Origin of the sequence: Massilia sp. CFBP9012 (assembly GCF_034045115.1) — a bacterium.
Classification (GTDB): domain Bacteria; phylum Pseudomonadota; class Gammaproteobacteria; order Burkholderiales; family Burkholderiaceae_D; genus Telluria.
On record NZ_JAXCWM010000011.1, the window covers coordinates 63,495 to 79,819 of the forward strand.

14 protein-coding genes and 1 tRNA gene are annotated in these 16,325 nt (G+C 65.9%); 9 read left to right on the top strand and 6 right to left on the bottom strand.

Annotation, left to right across the window (positions count from 1 at the left end; all coding sequences use genetic code 11):
• Window positions 1-54 precede the first annotated feature (54 nt).
• A complete protein-coding gene (locus tag SOM61_RS18495; protein ID WP_320475443.1) occupies window positions 55-1,107 on the top strand; it encodes a DUF1176 domain-containing protein in 1,053 nt (350 codons plus the stop codon).
• Here the strand turns inward: SOM61_RS18495 and SOM61_RS18500 are convergent.
• The 3 genes from SOM61_RS18500 to trxB form a co-directional block, all read right to left on the bottom strand.
• Window positions 1,076-3,265: an ATP-binding protein gene (locus tag SOM61_RS18500; RefSeq protein ID WP_320475444.1), complete on the bottom strand. Its 2,190-nt coding sequence runs from the start codon at window positions 3,263-3,265 to the stop codon at window positions 1,076-1,078. The two genes, SOM61_RS18495 and SOM61_RS18500, sit on opposite strands and share 32 nt — an antisense overlap.
• A gap of 166 nt (window positions 3,266-3,431) precedes the next feature.
• Window positions 3,432-4,109 carry a Smr/MutS family protein gene (locus SOM61_RS18505; RefSeq protein ID WP_320475445.1) on the bottom strand — a complete coding sequence of 226 codons (678 nt, stop codon included), beginning with the start codon at window positions 4,107-4,109 and terminating at the stop codon, window positions 3,432-3,434.
• A gap of 40 nt (window positions 4,110-4,149) precedes the next feature.
• Window positions 4,150-5,118: a thioredoxin-disulfide reductase gene (gene trxB / locus SOM61_RS18510; protein ID WP_123068839.1), complete on the bottom strand. Its 969-nt coding sequence runs from the start codon at window positions 5,116-5,118 to the stop codon at window positions 4,150-4,152.
• A gap of 217 nt (window positions 5,119-5,335) precedes the next feature.
• Here trxB and SOM61_RS18515 point away from each other — a divergent pair, with 217 nt between their 5' ends.
• The 7 genes from SOM61_RS18515 (at window position 5,336) to nhaA (ending at window position 13,292) form a co-directional block, all read left to right on the top strand.
• Window positions 5,336-7,792 (top strand): DNA translocase FtsK, encoded by a 2,457-nt coding sequence (locus SOM61_RS18515; RefSeq protein ID WP_320475446.1) that lies wholly within the window; start codon window positions 5,336-5,338, stop codon window positions 7,790-7,792.
• 2 nt (window positions 7,793-7,794) lie between these two features.
• Entirely contained in the window at window positions 7,795-8,448 is a 654-nt protein-coding gene (lolA, locus tag SOM61_RS18520; RefSeq protein ID WP_320475575.1) for an outer membrane lipoprotein chaperone LolA, read from the top strand.
• An 84-nt stretch (window positions 8,449-8,532) separates the two neighbouring features.
• Window positions 8,533-9,855 carry a replication-associated recombination protein A gene (locus SOM61_RS18525; RefSeq protein WP_320475447.1) on the top strand — a complete coding sequence of 441 codons (1,323 nt, stop codon included), beginning with the start codon at window positions 8,533-8,535 and terminating at the stop codon, window positions 9,853-9,855.
• A 224-nt stretch (window positions 9,856-10,079) separates the two neighbouring features.
• A complete protein-coding gene (locus SOM61_RS18530; RefSeq protein WP_320475448.1) occupies window positions 10,080-10,259 on the top strand; it encodes a hypothetical protein in 180 nt (59 codons plus the stop codon).
• Between the two features lie 127 nt (window positions 10,260-10,386).
• A complete protein-coding gene (gene serS / locus SOM61_RS18535) occupies window positions 10,387-11,682 on the top strand; it encodes a serine--tRNA ligase (protein WP_320475449.1) in 1,296 nt (431 codons plus the stop codon).
• A gap of 112 nt (window positions 11,683-11,794) precedes the next feature.
• Window positions 11,795-11,884 (top strand) — tRNA-Ser (locus SOM61_RS18540).
• Between the two features lie 190 nt (window positions 11,885-12,074).
• Window positions 12,075-13,292: a Na+/H+ antiporter NhaA gene (nhaA, locus tag SOM61_RS18545; RefSeq protein ID WP_320475450.1), complete on the top strand. Its 1,218-nt coding sequence runs from the start codon at window positions 12,075-12,077 to the stop codon at window positions 13,290-13,292.
• 46 nt (window positions 13,293-13,338) lie between these two features.
• On the opposite strand, the gene arsH is transcribed toward nhaA, so the two are convergent.
• Genes arsH through SOM61_RS18560 form a run of 3 tightly spaced genes read right to left on the bottom strand, consistent with a single transcriptional unit; the run spans window position 13,339 to window position 15,822 of the window.
• Window positions 13,339-14,055, bottom strand: a complete 717-nt coding sequence (arsH, locus tag SOM61_RS18550; RefSeq protein WP_320475451.1) for an arsenical resistance protein ArsH — start codon at window positions 14,053-14,055, stop codon at window positions 13,339-13,341.
• Window positions 14,056-14,074: 19 nt separating this feature from the next.
• Window positions 14,075-15,355, bottom strand: a complete 1,281-nt coding sequence (locus tag SOM61_RS18555; RefSeq protein WP_320475452.1) for an arsenic transporter — start codon at window positions 15,353-15,355, stop codon at window positions 14,075-14,077.
• On the bottom strand, window positions 15,349-15,822 hold the full coding sequence (locus SOM61_RS18560) for an arsenate reductase ArsC (protein WP_320475453.1): 474 nt from the start codon (window positions 15,820-15,822) through the stop codon (window positions 15,349-15,351). Before SOM61_RS18560 ends, SOM61_RS18555 begins: the two co-directional genes overlap by 7 nt.
• 101 nt (window positions 15,823-15,923) lie before the next feature.
• On the opposite strand from SOM61_RS18560, the gene SOM61_RS18565 reads away from it, so the two are divergent.
• On the top strand, window positions 15,924-16,265 hold the full coding sequence (locus SOM61_RS18565) for an ArsR/SmtB family transcription factor (protein ID WP_320475454.1): 342 nt from the start codon (window positions 15,924-15,926) through the stop codon (window positions 16,263-16,265).
• Window positions 16,266-16,325 lie beyond the last annotated feature (60 nt).

Here is a 16,325-nt window from a genome sequence, read left to right on the forward strand (position 1 = left end):
TTACGTTAGGTAAATCTACAGCGCCATCAACGACGAGAGAAAGCCCATTTGCGCATGCGTATCGCCACCATCCTGTTGGCCTCCCTGGCCGCCGCCAACCCCGCCAATCCACTGTGGGCCACCGAGTTGCCCAAGCTGTCTTTCCAGCACCACGACTGGGAACTCGCCTGCGACAACACCCGTACCTGCCGCGCCGCCGGCTACCATGCCGAGGAAGGCCGCAACCGGCCGCTGTCGGTCCTGCTGGAGCGCAGGGCAGGGCCGGGCCAGGCTTTCGATGTGAAGCTGCGGCTGGGCGATGCCGACGACGGCATCGACTTGCCCGCGACGCTCGCGATGCAGGTCGACGGCCGCGGGCTCGGCACGGTCGAGCTGAAAGACGCGGAGTCGATCGGCAGCCTGAACGCTTCCCAGGCCCAGGCGCTGCTGCGTGCGGTGGCCGGCGCTGGCAAGGTGAGCTGGCGCGCCGGCGGCCGCACCTGGACCTTATCCGGCAAGGGCGCCTCGGCGGTCCTGCTCAAGATGGACGAGTTCCAGGGCCGCCTGGGCACGCCGGGCGCCGCCATGCGCAAGGGATCGAGGCCGGAGCAGGATGTGTTGCCGGCGCTGCCGGCGCCGGTCGTCACGGCAGCCCCGGTCGCGGCTGGCGAACTGGCGCCGCTGGGCAAGCAAGAAGAACGGATCCTGCTGGCGACCCTGCGCAAGACTGCCGGCAACGAGGACTGCGATGACCTCGCGGCGATCGCCACCGGCGAGAGCAAATTCGCCTATGCGCCGCTCACGTCGACGACGATGCTGGTCTCGGCGCGCTGCTGGCGCGGCGCGTATAACGAGGGGCACGGCTACTGGGTCGCCAACCGCAAGCCACCGTTCGCGCCGGCACTGGTGACGCAATCGGGCACTGACTACGACAAGGGCGTCATCGGCGCGGCGCACAAGGGACGCGGCATCGGCGACTGCTGGGGCCACGACGAATGGGTGTGGGACGGACGGCGCTTCGTGCACACGGCATCGAGTACGACCGGCATGTGCCGCGGCATCGCGGCGGGCGGCGGCTGGACGCTGCCGACGCTGGTCAGCCGCCGACCAGCGGCAGGCGCAAGGTAAACACCACCCGCTCGTTCTCGTAGCGGTAGGCGATCTCGCCGCTGTGCTCGCGCACGATCTGCTGCGTGATGTACAACCCCAGGCCCATGCCGGTGCGGTTGCGCGGATTGTTGAGCGAAGCCCGTTTGAAGGGATTGAACAGGGTCGCCACTGTCTCCGGCGGGATCGGCGCGCCCGCATTCGACACCGCGACCGAGGCTTCGCCGTCCTGCGCGCGCAGGCATACCGTGACCGGCTGGCCCGGCTCGCCGTGGTGGCGCGCATTGCTCAGCAGGTTGGACAACACCTGGGCCAGGCGGCTGCTGTCGGCCTTCACCGTGGCCGGGTCGTCGCATATCAGTTCCAGCGGGATCGACGGATAGGCCATGCGCGCCTCGTCCATCAGGTCGACCAGCAACGCCTTGAGGTCGACCTCTTCGAGCGCCACGCCCAGGCCCATGCCGCGGTCGATGCGGCTCATGTCCAGCACCTGGCTGATCATGCGCTGCATGCGGTTGGTGGACGACTGGATGCGCTTGCCGATGGTCGGCTGGCCGCTGTTGCCGCCGCCGCTGGCGCCGCCGGTGCGTTCCAGCACCATGCCGGCCATATTGATCGAGTGCAGCGGGTCGCGCAGGTCGTGGCCGAGCATCGCCAGCAACTGGGCGCGGGTGGCCTCGGTCTGCGAGCGGTGCGCGTTCATGGCGCGCACCAGTTCGGCAAGGGTCAAGCGCGAATTGGCCAGCACGCTGTGCTCCCATGGGTGGGCGCAGCCGCGCACCGTTTCGTGCCAGGCGTCGAACGAGCCGCGCGGCGTCAGTCGCGCGCCCAGCGGGCCGATGGCTTCGGTCTTGTCCGGGCGGCCGCCCCAGGCCACGGTTTCGATCTGCTCGACGCGCAGCAGGATGCACCAGCCGTGACCGAGCGGGTCGAAGGGCAGGGCCAGCAGGCCGACCCACTTGCCCAGCTGTTCGCGCAGGGTTTCCGGCCAGTCGGCGCGCATCTCGCGCACCACCAGGTCGTGCTGGTTGTCCGGCAGCGAGGCGACAATCGCCTCTGCCAGGCCGGCCGGCAGGTCGCCGTGGGTGGCGATCTTGCCGTGCTGGGTCGCCACCATCGCCTGCGCGCCGCTGGCCGCCATCAGCGCCCGCGCATGTTCGCCCAGCGCGTCGAGGGGGTCGTCGTCGAGCAGCAGCGATTCGACCAGCGCAGTGCGCACGCGCGCCGACTGCTCGGCCAGCGACGCTTCGTGGCGCGCTTCGATGCTGTGGATGGTCGAGGCCATCACCTGGGCCAGCACGTCGACCGCCATGCGGACCGCATGCGGCACCAGCTTGGGCGCCATGTGATGGCAGGCGATCAAGCCCCACAGGCGGCCATTGATCACGATCGACACGCTCATCGAGGCGTACACGTGCATGTTCTTGAGGTATTCGACGTGCACCGGCGAGACGCTGCGCAGCACCGCGAAGCTCATGTCCAGCGGCGCCGCACCCGGCGCGCCATACAGCGGCACCGCCTCGTAGTCCATGTCGGCGATCATGCGCAGGGTATTGAGCGTGTACAGGCGGCGCGCCTGGGCCGGGATATCGCCGGCAGGGTATCGTTGTCCGAGGTAGGGCACCAGGTCGTCGCGGCGGCTCTCGGCCACCACGTCGCCGCTGTCGTCGGCGCGGAAGCAATAGGCCATCACGCGGTCGAAACCGGTGAACTCGCGCACCTGTTGCACCGCCGAGGCCAGCAGGGCCTCGATGGTCTTCTGGCGCCGCAAACGGTCGATCGAGCCGTGGGCCTTGATCGCGAAGCGCGACACTTCCTCGCTCGACGTCTCGCGCAACTCGAACTCGGCGACGATGCGGCCGGCTTCGGCGTGCACCACGCAGTCGTAATCGATGTCGCCGACGCGCAGGCTGGCCACCAGCGGCGCGGCATCGTCGTCGTCGCGCACGGCAATGCAGTCGGCGATGGCGTCGATGGCGTCAGCCGGCAGGCCGAGATCGGCATAGGGCAGGCCGAGTGCGGGCGCGAGGCCGAGCATCGCCGGCGCGTTCATGCTCCATCCTTCCAGCTGGCCGTCCTCATGGAAGAACAGCAGGGCGCCGTGCGGCTGGATCGAGCCCGGGACGTGGATCGGTTCGTCGGCGCAGGATTGCAGGTCGACCTGCCGTCCGTGTTCCATTGGAACTGCTTGCGTCGCGTTCAATTCACACATCCCCTTTGCGGTCAATCCGGAAGCGTCCGGGTACGAGGCATTTTACAGTTAACAGACAACTTCCGGCGAAATTGCCAGTTTGAAACGCGCGCTTGTCACACGAAATGCAGCATACCGTCCAACGCGCGCAACATCAATCGTGCAGGGCGGGACGCAGCAGGGCGATGAGGGCGCCATGGCCACCGTCGGAACGGCCGGCGGCGCAGAAGGCGATGACCTCGTTTTTTTGCACCAGCCAGCTGTGCACGATGCTGCGCAGCACCGGCTCGCCCTTGGGCGAACCGTAGCCGATGCCGTGGATGATGCGTACGCAGCGCATCCCGCGCCGGTTGGCGCGGTGCAGGAAGTCGGTGAGGGCGTCGCGCGCGCCGTCGCGGGTCAGGCCGTGCAGGTCGAGCTCGTCCTGGATCGGCCAGTGGCGCTTGCGCAGCTTCTTCACGACATCGGGGCCGACGCCGTCGCGGGCATAGCTCATGGACGGGTCTTCGTCGAGCATGCCCTCGACGTCGAACAGGTCGGACAGTTCATCCGACATCGAGGCGCGCAGCACGTCCGCCGTTTCGTCCTCGGGGCTCAGCTGCGCCCGCGCTCGGGCGGCGCCCGGCGCCACATACACCGGGCGATGCACGTAGCGGTCTGATTCGGGCATCTTGGTGATGCCTTCCATCGAGGTGCGAAATTCCACCGCCCGTTCGCGCGCGATGCGCTCGCGCTTTTCGCGTTCGGCCTGTTCGATGGCGCGCACGCGCTCGTCTTCCTTGAGCTGGTCGCGCAAGCCTTTCAGCTGCGCGAAGTCTTTCATGCCCGCCATCGCTTGCTACCTTTTTAGTGCGTTGATTACTTTGGATCGCTTATTTAGGATCGTCTTCCAGCGCTTCCAGGTAGCGCTGGGCGTCGAGCGCGGCCATGCAACCAGTGCCCGAGCTGGTGATCGCCTGGCGATAGATGTGGTCTTGCACGTCGCCGGCGGCGAACACGCCCGGCACGCTGGTGGCGGTCGCCATGCCTTCCAGGCCCGACTTGGTCACCAGGTAGCCGCCGCTGTGCATTTCGAGCTGGCCCTCGAAGATGCCGGTGTTCGGCTTGTGGCCGATCGCCACGAACAGGCCGTGCACGGTCAGTTCCTTGGTTTCGTCGCTGTTGGCCGATTTCAGGCGCAGCGAGGTCACGCCGCTCTGGTCGCCCAGGACTTCGTCCAGGGTCTGGTTCAGCTCGAGCACAATCTTGCCTTCGCTGACCTTGTGCATCAGGCGGTCGACCAGGATCGGCTCGGCGCGGAACTTGTCGCGGCGGTGGATCAGGGTGACTTTCGAGGCGATGCCGGCCAGGTACAGGGCTTCCTCGACCGCGGTATTGCCGCCGCCGATGACCGCGACTTCCTGGTTGCGGTAGAAGAAACCGTCGCAGGTGGCGCAGGCCGACACGCCGCGGCCCATGAAGGCCTGTTCCGACGGCAGGCCCAGGTACTGGGCCGAGGCGCCGGTGGCGATGATCAGGGCGTCGCAGGTGAAGGTGTGGCTGTCGCCCACCAGGCGGATCGGTTTTTCGTTCAGGTAGGTCGTGTGAATGTGGTCGAACACGATCTCGGTGTTGAAGCGCTCGGCATGCTGCAACAGGCGCTGCATCAGTTCCGGACCCTGCACGCCCAGCGGATCGCCCGGCCAGTTCTCGACGTCGGTGGTGGTCATCAGCTGGCCGCCCTGCTCGACGCCGGTCACCAGCATCGGCTTCAGGTTGGCGCGGGCGGCGTACACCGCGGCGCTGTAGCCGGCTGGCCCGGAACCGAGGATGAGGACTTTGGCGTGTTTGGTAGTAGTCATGGCGGCGCTCTTTGCTTCACGTGGTTGTTATGTGGACACACGGCAATTGGGGGCGGCCTGACAGGAATCAAGGGCCACCGAAGCCAGCCAGAGGGGTGTCCAGAGAGCGCCGATTATAGTCGATGATGCAGATGTGCATGAATCGTGGGGGCAACGCGACCGTATATCGCTTAGAATGAGCGGATCGTCGATAGTACTTACTTCCGCAGTACCTGTAATGAGCAAGAATAGCCAAGCCAGCACCTCCGGATACACCCGCACCCAGGCCAGCGCCGCCGCCCGTCGTCCGCTGCCGGGCCGCCTCGCGCGCCTGCTGTCCGAGGCGCGCTGGATCGCCGGCGCCGTCGCCTTCCTGTATTTCGTCCTGATCCTGCTCAGCTACAGCAAGCTCGATCCGGGCTGGTCGCACGCCAACGTCGTGCCGCGCATCGCTAACCTGGGCGGGCGCGCCGGCGCCTGGCTGTCCGACCTGCTGCTGTTCATCTTCGGTTTCTCGGCCTGGTGGTGGGGCGTGATCTTCCTGCGCCAGGTCTGGCGCGGCTGGCGCCGGCTCACCGACAAGCTCGGCACCAAGGTAGAGGAACCGCACCACGGCGAGATGTACGTGCGCTGGATCGGCTTCGCCCTGATGTTCGCCGGCAGCGTCGGCCTGGAGTACCTGCGCATGTGGTCCTGGGACGTCGAGCTGCCGCGCGCCCCGGGCGGGGTGCTGGGCCAGCTGATCGGCCATGCGAGCCACGTTGCTTTCGGCTCGACCGGCGCGACCCTGCTCCTGCTGCTGCTGTTCTTCCTGGGCTTTTCGCTGTTCTTCCAGGTGTCGTGGCTGGCCGTGGCCGAGCGCATCGGCGCCGTGGTCGACGGCACCTTCGACTGGTTCCGCCTGCGCATGGAAGACATCGAGGACCGCCGCCATGGCGAAGCTGCCGCCGTCAAGCGCGACGAAGTGGTGGTCCACGAGCGCGCCAAGTTCACCGAAAAGCATGCGGACAAGCCGATCCCGGTGGTGAAGGCCGAGCCGTCGCTCGAGTTGGCGCAGCCGGCGCCAAAAGCCGCCCCATCGTCGGCGTCCTTGCCGTCGGCCCAGGCGGTGGCGCCCACGATCAAGATCGAGCCGCAGATGGTCAGCGTGCCAAAGTCAGAGCGCGCCGAGAAGGAGCGCCAATCGCCGCTGTTCCAGGACTTGAACGGCGATTCCGGCCTGCCGCCGCTGGGCCTGCTGGACGATGCGCCGGCCGCCCAGGAGACGGTGTCGATCGAAACGCTGGAATTCACCAGCCGCCTGATCGAGAAGAAGCTGTCCGACTTCGGCGTCGAAGCCAAGGTCGTGGCCGCCTATCCGGGCCCGGTCGTCACCCGCTACGAGATCGAACCGGCCACCGGCGTCAAGGGCAGCCAGATCGTCAACCTGGCGCGCGACCTGGCGCGTTCGCTGTCCCTGACTTCGATCCGCGTGGTCGAGACCATCCCCGGCAAGAACTATATGGCGCTGGAGTTGCCGAATCCGAAGCGGCAAATCGTGCGCCTGACCGAGATCGTCGGTTCCAAGGTATATGGCGACAGCCCGTCCAGCCTGACCGTGGCGCTGGGCAAGGACATCGCCGGCAAGCCGGTGGTGGCCGACCTGGCCAAGATGCCGCACCTGCTGGTGGCGGGTACCACAGGCTCGGGTAAATCGGTGGGCATCAATGCCACCATCCTGTCGCTGCTGTACAAATCCGACCCGGCCGACGTGCGCCTGATCCTGATCGATCCAAAGATGCTGGAGATGTCGGTCTACGAAGGTATTCCTCACCTGCTGGCGCCGGTCGTGACCGATATGCGCCAGGCCGGGCACGCGCTGAACTGGGCTGTCAACGAGATGGAGCGCCGCTACAAGCTCATGAGTAAGCTGGGCGTGCGTAACTTGGCCGGCTACAACGCCAAGATCCTCGAGGCCGCCAAGCGCGAGGAACACATCCCGAACCCGTTCTCGATCACGCCGGACGCGCCCGAGCCGCTGGAAAAACTGCCGACCATCGTCATCATCATCGACGAGCTCGCCGACCTGATGATGGTCGTCGGCAAGAAGGTGGAAGAGCTGATCGCGCGTATCGCCCAGAAGGCGCGCGCGGCCGGGATCCACCTGATTCTTGCGACCCAGCGGCCGTCGGTCGACGTGATCACCGGCCTGATCAAGGCCAATATCCCGACCCGGATCGCGTTCCAGGTTTCTTCGAAAATCGACTCGCGCACGATTCTCGACCAGATGGGCGCCGAGACCCTGCTGGGCATGGGTGACATGCTGTACATGCCGCCCGGCACCGGTCTGCCGGTACGGGTCCACGGCGCATTCGTGTCGGACGAGGAAGTGCATCGAGTTGTAAAACATCTGCAAGAGCAGGGCGCGCCCAATTATATTGAGGGCATCCTCGAAGGCGGCACCCTGGAAGAAGGTGGCGCCGACGGTGCGGTGGCGGGCGAGGGTGGCGGCGAATCCGACGCCATGTACGACCAGGCAGTGCAGGTCGTGCTCAAGAACCGCAAGGCCTCGATCTCGCTGGTGCAGCGTCACCTGCGCATCGGCTACAACCGGGCCGCCCGCCTGATCGAGCAAATGGAGCAGAACGGCATGGTGTCGCCGATGCAGTCGAACGGCAACCGCGACATCCTGGTGCCGACTGCAAGCGCCGAATAACAATAAAGGAATCCTGGATGCAAGCAATGACCAAATTCAGTTTTGCCGCGCTGGTGGCCGCGAGTGCCTTCGCCTTTTCGGGCGTGGCGAGCGCCGCCGCCCTCGACCAGTTCAAGTCCTTCGTCGCCTCGACCCAGTCGGCCAAGGGCGAATTCACCCAGCAGCAACTGGGCAAATCGAAGAGCGGCAAGGCCACTCCGGCATCGAGCGGCAGCTTCGTGTTCGCCCGTCCCGGCAAGTTCATCTGGACCTACCAGAAGCCCTATGAGCAAGTGCTGCAGGCCGACGGCGAAACCCTGTACATCTACGACAAGGACCTGAACCAGGTCACCACCCGCAAGCTGGGCAACGCGCTGGGCAGCTCGCCGGCCGCGATCCTGTTCGGCAGCAACAAGCTGGAAGAAAACTTCACGCTGAGCGAAGCCGGCGCGCGGGACGGCATGGAATGGCTGAACGCCACGCCGAAGGCCAAGGACACCTCGTTCGAACAGATCAGCATCGGCCTGAAGGACGGCGTGCCGATGGCGATGGAATTGAAGGATACCTTCGGCCAGACTTCGCGCCTGACCTTCACCAACTTCCAGCGCAATCCGCAGCTGGGCGCGCAGCAGTTCAAGTTCACGGTGCCGCAGGGCGCCGACGTCGTGAACCAGTAAGCCATCAACGGGGCGCGCGCCGCGCGGCCCCGTCGTGCATCGGCTACACTACGCCCATGCACAACCATTCGCCTTTCCGCATTCATGTCCACGGATGACCTGTTCAAGACCGCGCCGGCCGCGCCGCTGGCCGAAGCCCTGCGTCCGCGCACCATCGACGAGGTGGTCGGCCAGAGCCATTTGCTGGGCCCCGGCAAGCCGCTGAACCTGGTCTTTAAATCCGGCAAGCCGCATTCGATGATCCTGTGGGGCCCGCCGGGAGTGGGCAAGACCACGCTGGCGCGCCTGACCGCCTATGCTTTCGACTGCGAGTTCATCGCGCTGTCGGCGGTGCTATCGGGCGTCAAGGACATCCGCGCGTCGATCGAGCAAGCCGAGCAGTACCTGGCGCGGGGCAAGCACACGATCCTGTTCATCGACGAGATCCACCGCTTCAATAAATCGCAGCAGGACGCCTTGCTGCCGTTCGTGGAAAGCGGCCTGGTGACCCTGATCGGCGCCACCACCGAGAACCCGTCGTTCGAAGTCAATTCGGCGTTGCTGTCGCGTTCGCAGGTGTATGTGCTGAAGGCCTTGAGCGACGTCGAGATGCGCCAGTTGCTGGAACGCGCCCGCAAGGAAGCCTTGCAGCACCTGGAATTCGACGAACTGGCGATCGACACCCTGATCGGCTACGCCGATGGCGATGCGCGCCGCTTCCTGAACCTGCTCGAGCAGACCAGCACTTCGGCCAATACCGCCGCGACCAATCGCATCACCGCCGAGTTCGTCGAGAACGCGCTGACGCTCAATGCGCGCCGTTTCGACAAGGGCGGCGACAATTTCTACGACCAGATCTCGGCCCTGCACAAATCGGTGCGCGGCTCGCACCCCGATGCCGCGCTGTACTGGCTGTGTCGCATGCTCGACGGCGGCGCCGACGCCAAGTACCTGTCGCGCCGCATCGTGCGCATGGCGTGGGAAGACATCGGCATCGCCGATCCGCGCGCGATCCAGCTGGCCAACGACGCCGCCGCGACCTATGAGCGGCTCGGTTCGCCCGAAGGCGAGCTGGCGCTGGGCCAGGCCGTGATCTACCTGGCGATCGCGTCCAAGAGCAATGCCGGCTACAACGCCTTCAATGCGGCGATGGCCTTCGTGCGCAAGGACAAGTCGCGCGAGGTGCCGGTCCACCTGCGCAATGCGCCGACCAAGCTCATGAAAGAGCTGGGCTACGGCCACGAATACCGTTATGCCCACGACGAGCCGAACGCGTATGCGGCCGGCGAAACCTATCTGCCGGATGGGATGCTAGAACCCGGCTGGTACCAGCCGGTGCCGCGCGGGATCGAGAGCAAGATCGCCGAGAAGCTGGCCTGGTTGCGCAGCCTGGACGACGAGGCGCGCGCCAATGGAGACGGTTCGTAGGCATGCGTACGGCGCCGGCGGAACCGGCGCCAGTCCTTCTTTCTTCATTTCTTCCTTCAACGGCGCGCAATGCGCCGGCATCTCGCGCTTGATCCCGCATTGATGCATTCTGCGCCGCGTTTCATGCGCTTCGTCGCAAGTCGATGGCGATCCAGGGGGCTGGTGGCTAAAGTACCACCATCGCAAAGCAATTCGCGAATCATCCAACCCCTGAAGGAGCCATCATGAACATCCGTAAAAACTTCGAAGTCCTGTTCCTCGCCGTCGCCGCCCTGGGCCTGGTCGCCAGTTTCGCTACCGCCAACGAGCGTCCGATCGAGATCGCCGCATCGACCGTCCCGGCCATCGACATGGCCAGCATCCAGACCGTGATCGTCAGCGCACCGCGCCTGGCAGTCCGCTAAAACCGGCGCAAGCCGGTTTTAGGGGCAGCAGGGCGAGGCCCCGGCAGCATGCTTGCCGAATCTCGCAAATAATGTCGGTCGGCTTGGTACAATTGTGTTTTCGATATACAGCCCAGTCCAACCAGACATGATTGACATCCAACTTCTCCGCAAAGACATCGACAACGTCGCCGCCCGCCTGGCGACCCGCAAGTACCAGCTCGATGTGGCCAGTTTCAACGCGCTGGAGGCCGAACGCAAGGCGAACCAGACGCGCACCGAAGAACTGCAAGGCAAGCGCAATTCGCTGTCGAAGCAGATCGGCATGCTGAAGGGAAAAGGCGAAGACACGACGGCCGTGATGGCTGAAGTCGCCGGACTGGGCGACGAGCTCAAGGCCAACGAAGTGGCGCTGGCCGAGGTCCAGGCCAAGCTGACGAACTTCATCGCCGCACTGCCCAACCTGCCGCACGAGAGCACGCCCGAAGGCAAGGACGAAAGCGCCAACGTCGAAGTGCGCAAGGTTGGTACTCCAGCCGCGTTCGACTTCGAGGTGCGCGACCACGTCGACATCGGCGAGCGCCTGGGCCTGGATTTCGAAACCGCGACCAAGGTCACCGGCTCGCGCTTCTCGATGATGAAGGGCGGCATGGCGCGCCTGCACCGCGCGCTGGCGCAGTTCATGCTCGACACCCACACTGGCCAGCACGGCTATACCGAGTGCTACACCCCGTATCTGGTCAACGCCGATTCGCTGCGCGGCACCGGCCAGCTGCCGAAGTTCGAGGCCGACCTGTTCTCGGTGAAGAAGGGCGGCGCCGAAGGCGAGGGCGAGACCTTCTACCTGATCCCGACCTCGGAAGTCTCGCTGACCAATGTGGTGCGCGACGAGATCGTGGCGCTGGACGAACTGCCGATCAAGATGACCGCGCATACCCCGTGCTTCCGTTCCGAAGCCGGCAGCTATGGCCGCGACACCCGCGGCATGATCCGCCAGCACCAGTTCGACAAGGTTGAGCTGGTCCAGGTGGTGCATCCGGAGCAGTCGTACGCGGCGCTCGAAGAGATGGTCGGCCAGGCCGAATTCATCCTGACCTCGCTCGGCCTGCCATACCGCGTGATGCAGCTGTGCACCGGCGACATGGGCTTTTCCGCCGCCAAGACCTATGACCTCGAGGTGTGGCTGCCGGCGCAGAACACCTACCGCGAGATCTCGTCGCTGTCGAACTGCGAAGCCTTCCAGGCACGCCGCATGCAGGCCCGTTTCCGCAATGCCGCCGGCAAGCCAGAACTGGTGCATACCCTGAACGGCTCGGGCCTGGCCGTGGGCCGCACCCTGGTGGCGGTGCTGGAGAACTACCAGCAGGCCGACGGCAGCGTGATCGTGCCGGAAGTGCTGCGTCCGTATATGGGCGGGCTGGAGCGCATGGTTCCTGCGGCCTGATGCTGCACGCGGGAAGGGGGATGTCACTTCGGTGCAATTTCCCCTTCCATTTTTCGGGAATGCGTCTATAATGGCGGTCTCTTGCAGCCCACTGCAAGGATCGACCAAAGCCGGAGAGGTGGCAGAGTGGTCGAATGTACCTGACTCGAAATCAGGCGTACGGGTGACCGTACCGTGGGTTCGAATCCCACCCTCTCCGCCAAGTATCATGAAAGAAGCCGCCGCAAGGTGGCTTTTTTCATTTCAAGGTCGCTGGCGTGGTCTGCGCGGCGGTTGAAGCGCAACGCCCGATTCGGTACAATCCTGGTATGGCGTGTGCTGCGTGCGCCCGGGGCTATCCCCGAATACGGAGAACGACAAAAACTTCGTTTTCCGTACAAGGAGAAGCCCTCATGAGCGTCAACGCGTCCCATCTTTCCGCCTTCCAGCGATTCCTCGCCAGCGAATCCGCCGGCGGCATCCTGCTGATGTTCGCCGCTGTCGCCGCGCTGCTGGTTGCCAACAGCCCGCTCGCCGACAGTTACCACCACCTGCTGCACCTGCCCACCGGTCCCATACTGAGCGACAAGCTGGGCCCGATGACGCCGCACCTGTGGATCAACGACGGCCTGATGGCCCTGTTCTTCCTGCTGGTGGGCCTGGAGATCCGGCGTGAGCTGGTCGACGGGAGCCTGGCCACCTGGAAGGCGCGCCGCCTGCCGGCCTTGCCGGCCTTGATGGGCATGGCGGTGCCGGCCGTGATCTATACGGCGCTGACCCGCAGCGACCCGCTGCTGGCCAGTGGCTGGGCGATCCCGTCGGCGACCGACATCGCCTTCGCCATAGGCGCGCTGGCCCTGCTCGGGCGCCATGCACCGCTGTCGCTCAAGCTGCTGCTGGTGGCGATCGCCATCCTCGACGACATGGGCGCGGTCGTCATCATCGCCATTTTCTATACCTCGAGCATCGACGGCGGCGCGCTGGCCGCGGCCGGCGCCATCGTCGCAGTCCTGGTCGCGATGAACCGGTTGCGGGTGACGTCGCTGTGGCCTTACCTGATCGGCCTGGCCCTGCTGTGGTACGCGACCCTGCTGTCCGGCGTGCACGCCACCATCGCCGGTGTCGTCGGCGCCTTCCTGATTCCGTATATGCCCTCCACCGGCGAGCCGGATGCATTGGATTCACCCGACTCTCCGCTGCACCGGCTCGAGCATGCGCTGGCGCCCTGGGTGGGCTTCCTGATCGTGCCGCTGTTCGGCTTCGTGAACGCCGGCGTCTCGTTCGCCGGGCTGTCGCCCTCGAGCGTCCTGGCGCCGCTCCCGCTGGGCATCGCGGCGGGTCTGTTCCTGGGCAAGCAGCTGGGCGTGTTCGGCGGCGTGCTGATCGCGGTCAAGACCGGGCTGGCGGCAAAGCCGGCCGGCACCAGCTGGCTGCAGATCTATGCGATGGCGATGCTGTGCGGGATCGGCTTCACCATGAGCCTGTTCATCAGCGGGCTGGCCTTCCCGGGACATCCCGAATTCGTCGAAGAGGCCAAGATCGGCATCCTGCTGGGGTCATTGGTGTCGGCGGCGATCGCCTGCCTGATCTTGCGCTTCGCGCCGAAGACCGGAGAACAGGCCGCGGCCTGAACCCTGCTCACTTCGATGCGATGCCTCGCTGCGGCGCCAGCACAGCCTATAGCTGCGCGATCTGGCGATCGATCGCCCGGTTCGCGCGCTCGCTGCGCTCGCTGTAGCGGTCCGTCAGGTAGGCGCTGCTGCCGCGCATCAGGAGCGTGATCTTGACCAGCTCCTCCATGACGTCGACCACGCGCTCGTAGTAGGCGGACGGACGCATGCGGTCGTCGTCGCCGAATTCCTTGTAGGCCATCGGCACCGACGACTGGTTCGGAATCGTGAACATGCGCATCCAGCGGCCCAGCAGGCGCAGGGCATTGACTACATTGAACGACTGCGAGCCGCCGCAGACCTGCATCACGGCCAGCGTCTTGCCCTGGCTCGGTCGCACCGAACCCTGCTCGAGCGGAATCCAGTCGATCTGGTTCTTGAAGACCGAGGTAACGGCGCCGTGGCGCTCCGGGCTGCACCACACCTGGCCCTCCGACCAGATGCATAGCTCGCGCAACTCGGCCACTTTCGGATGGGACTCCGGCACGCTGCCCACCATCGGCAGCCCGGTGGGATCGAAGATTTTCACTTCGGCGCCGAAGTGGCGCAGGATGCGCGCCGCTTCTTCGGTCAGCAGGCGGCTGAATGCGCGTTCGCGCAGCGAGCCATACAGCATCAGGATGCGTGGCGCATGGTCGATGCCGTAGGCGGGAGCGAGCCGTTCGGCCGCGGGCAGATCGAGGCGCGCCGGATCGAGGTTGGGAAGGTCGGGAATCTGGTCCATGGTCGTTCTCGAAAAAGGTTCAGCCCAGGCGCAGCGCGAGCGCGCACAGCGTGAGCAGCAGGATCGGCAAAGTCAGCACCAGGCCGACGCGGAAATAGTAGCCCCACGATATGCGGATGCCCTTGGCCGCCAGCACGTGCAGCCAGAGCAGGGTGGCGAGGCTGCCGATCGGCGTGATCTTCGGCCCCAAATCGCTGCCGATCACGTTCGCATAGATCATCGCCTCGCGCACCGCGCCTTGCGTGGCGGTGGCGTCGATCGCCAGCGCGCCGACCAGCACCGTCGGCATATTGTTCATGATGGACGACAGGACCGCGGCGATGAAGCCGGTGCCCAGCGCCGCGCCCCATACCCCGTAGGCGGCGCAGCGCTCTAGCAGGACGCTCAGGCCATCGGTCAGGCCGGCATTGCGCAGGCCGTACACCACCAGGTACATCCCGAGCGAGAACACCACGACCTGCCACGGCGCGCCACGCAGCACCGCGCGCGTCGGAATGTGGTGGCCGCGCGCGGCGACGGCGAGCAGGATGATGGCGCCGCCGGCTGCGACGGCGCTGATCGGCACGCCGGCATCGTCCAGCCAGAAGAAGCCGGCCAGCAGCAGCGCCAGCACCCACCAGCCGGCGATGAAGGTCGCGCGGTCGTGGATCGCATCGGCCGGCCGGCGCAGCTGGGCGAGATCGTAGTGGCGCGGGATATCCTTGCGAAAGAACAGGTAGAGAATGGCCAGGGTCGCCGCCACCGACACCAGGTTGACCGGCACCATGACCGCCGCGTAGCGCGCGAAGCCGATGCCGAAATAGTCGGCCGAGACGATATTGACCAGGTTCGACACCACCAGCGGCAGGCTGGCGGTGTCGGCGACGAAGCCCGCCGCCATCACGAAGGCCAGCGTCGCGCGCGGCGGGAAGCGCAGCGCGGCCAGCATCGCGATCACGATCGGGGTCAGGATCAGCGCCGCGCCGTCGTTGGCGAACAGCGCCGCGACGACGGCCCCGAGCAGCACCAGCAGGACGAACAGGCGCCGGCCGTCGCCCTTGCCCCAGCGCGCCACGTGCAGCGCGGACCACTCGAACGAGCCGGCGCGGTCGAGCAGCAGGCTGATGACGATCACCGCGACGAAGGCGCCGGTGGCGTTCCAGACGATGTCCCAGACCACCGGGATGTCGGACAGCTCGACCACGCCGAGGAGCAGGGCGGCGACGGCGCCGGCGGCGGCGCTCCAGCCGATGCCCAGGCCGCGCGGCTGCCAGATCACCAGCGCCAGCGTGGCGACGAAGATGAGCGAGGCGGTCAGCATGCGCCTATGCGGTCCAGCGCTGCCTTCAACGCCGCGCGCTCGCCCGCCAGCTCGGCCAGCGGCAACGCGAACAGTGCCCCGATGCGGGCCAGTACGATCGCGTAGGTCGCCTCGAAGGCCGCCGCGATTTCCGCAGGCGTTCCCTGGACCTCGCTCGGGTCGGTCAGCCCCCAGTGGGTGCGTACGACGTCGCCCAGGTAGGCCGGACAGGTCTCGCCGGCGGCATTGCCGCATACCGTGACCACCACGTCAGGCGTGAGCGGCAGGTCGTGCCAGGATTTGCTGGTATAGCCGTCGACCGCGATGCCGTGACTGCGCAGCAGGCCGAGCGCATCCGGGTTGAGCCGGCCGGTCGGCTGGCTGCCGGCGCTGATGGCCTTGAAGCCGTGCGGTGCGAGATGGTTGAACACGGCTTCGCTCATGATCGAGCGGCAGGAGTTGCCGGTGCAGAGAAACAGGAAGTTCATGGGTAAAAAGGTATCGGGTTAATCTCAATATTTCAATAGATATTGAGATGATGGGCCGACTATAATCTAGGCACTGAAATTCTTCAACTGGAACATCGAGGATGGAAACGAAACAGGTACTGGCGGCGCTCGCCGCCCTGGCCCAGGAATCGCGGCTGGCGATCTTTCGGCTGCTGATCCAGGCTGGCCCAGCGGGACTGCCGGCCGGGAAGGTCGGCGAGGAACTGGGCATCGCCTCGTCGGCGCTGTCCTTCCACCTGAAGGAGCTGAGCCATGCCGGCCTGGTGACGGCGCGCCAGGAAGGGAGATTTGTCATCTACACGGCGCAGTTCGACACCATGAGCGAACTGGTCGGTTTCCTCACGGAGAATTGCTGCGCCGGCGTCCCCTGCGGGATCAACGCGTCGAGCGGGGCTTGCCCGCCACCCTCCGCCAAACGCTGAGCGCCTGGGCCGTTCCCGACCATCGCAGTCAACAATTGATGCATCGCAACATTCCTCTGC

Coding starts and splice junctions, on each gene's coding strand:
- SOM61_RS18495 (WP_320475443.1), top strand. CDS start 55: ATGCGTATCGCCACCATCCTGTTGGCCTCCCTGGCCGCCGCCAACCCC.
- SOM61_RS18500 (WP_320475444.1), bottom strand. CDS start 3,265: ATGGAACACGGACGGCAGGTCGACCTGCAATCCTGCGCCGACGAACCG.
- SOM61_RS18505 (WP_320475445.1), bottom strand. CDS start 4,109: ATGGCGGGCATGAAAGACTTCGCGCAGCTGAAAGGCTTGCGCGACCAG.
- trxB (WP_123068839.1), bottom strand. CDS start 5,118: ATGACTACTACCAAACACGCCAAAGTCCTCATCCTCGGTTCCGGGCCA.
- SOM61_RS18515 (WP_320475446.1), top strand. CDS start 5,336: ATGAGCAAGAATAGCCAAGCCAGCACCTCCGGATACACCCGCACCCAG.
- SOM61_RS18525 (WP_320475447.1), top strand. CDS start 8,533: ATGTCCACGGATGACCTGTTCAAGACCGCGCCGGCCGCGCCGCTGGCC.
- SOM61_RS18530 (WP_320475448.1), top strand. CDS start 10,080: ATGAACATCCGTAAAAACTTCGAAGTCCTGTTCCTCGCCGTCGCCGCC.
- serS (WP_320475449.1), top strand. CDS start 10,387: ATGATTGACATCCAACTTCTCCGCAAAGACATCGACAACGTCGCCGCC.
- nhaA (WP_320475450.1), top strand. CDS start 12,075: ATGAGCGTCAACGCGTCCCATCTTTCCGCCTTCCAGCGATTCCTCGCC.
- arsH (WP_320475451.1), bottom strand. CDS start 14,055: ATGGACCAGATTCCCGACCTTCCCAACCTCGATCCGGCGCGCCTCGAT.
- SOM61_RS18555 (WP_320475452.1), bottom strand. CDS start 15,355: ATGCTGACCGCCTCGCTCATCTTCGTCGCCACGCTGGCGCTGGTGATC.
- SOM61_RS18560 (WP_320475453.1), bottom strand. CDS start 15,822: ATGAACTTCCTGTTTCTCTGCACCGGCAACTCCTGCCGCTCGATCATG.
- SOM61_RS18565 (WP_320475454.1), top strand. CDS start 15,924: ATGGAAACGAAACAGGTACTGGCGGCGCTCGCCGCCCTGGCCCAGGAA.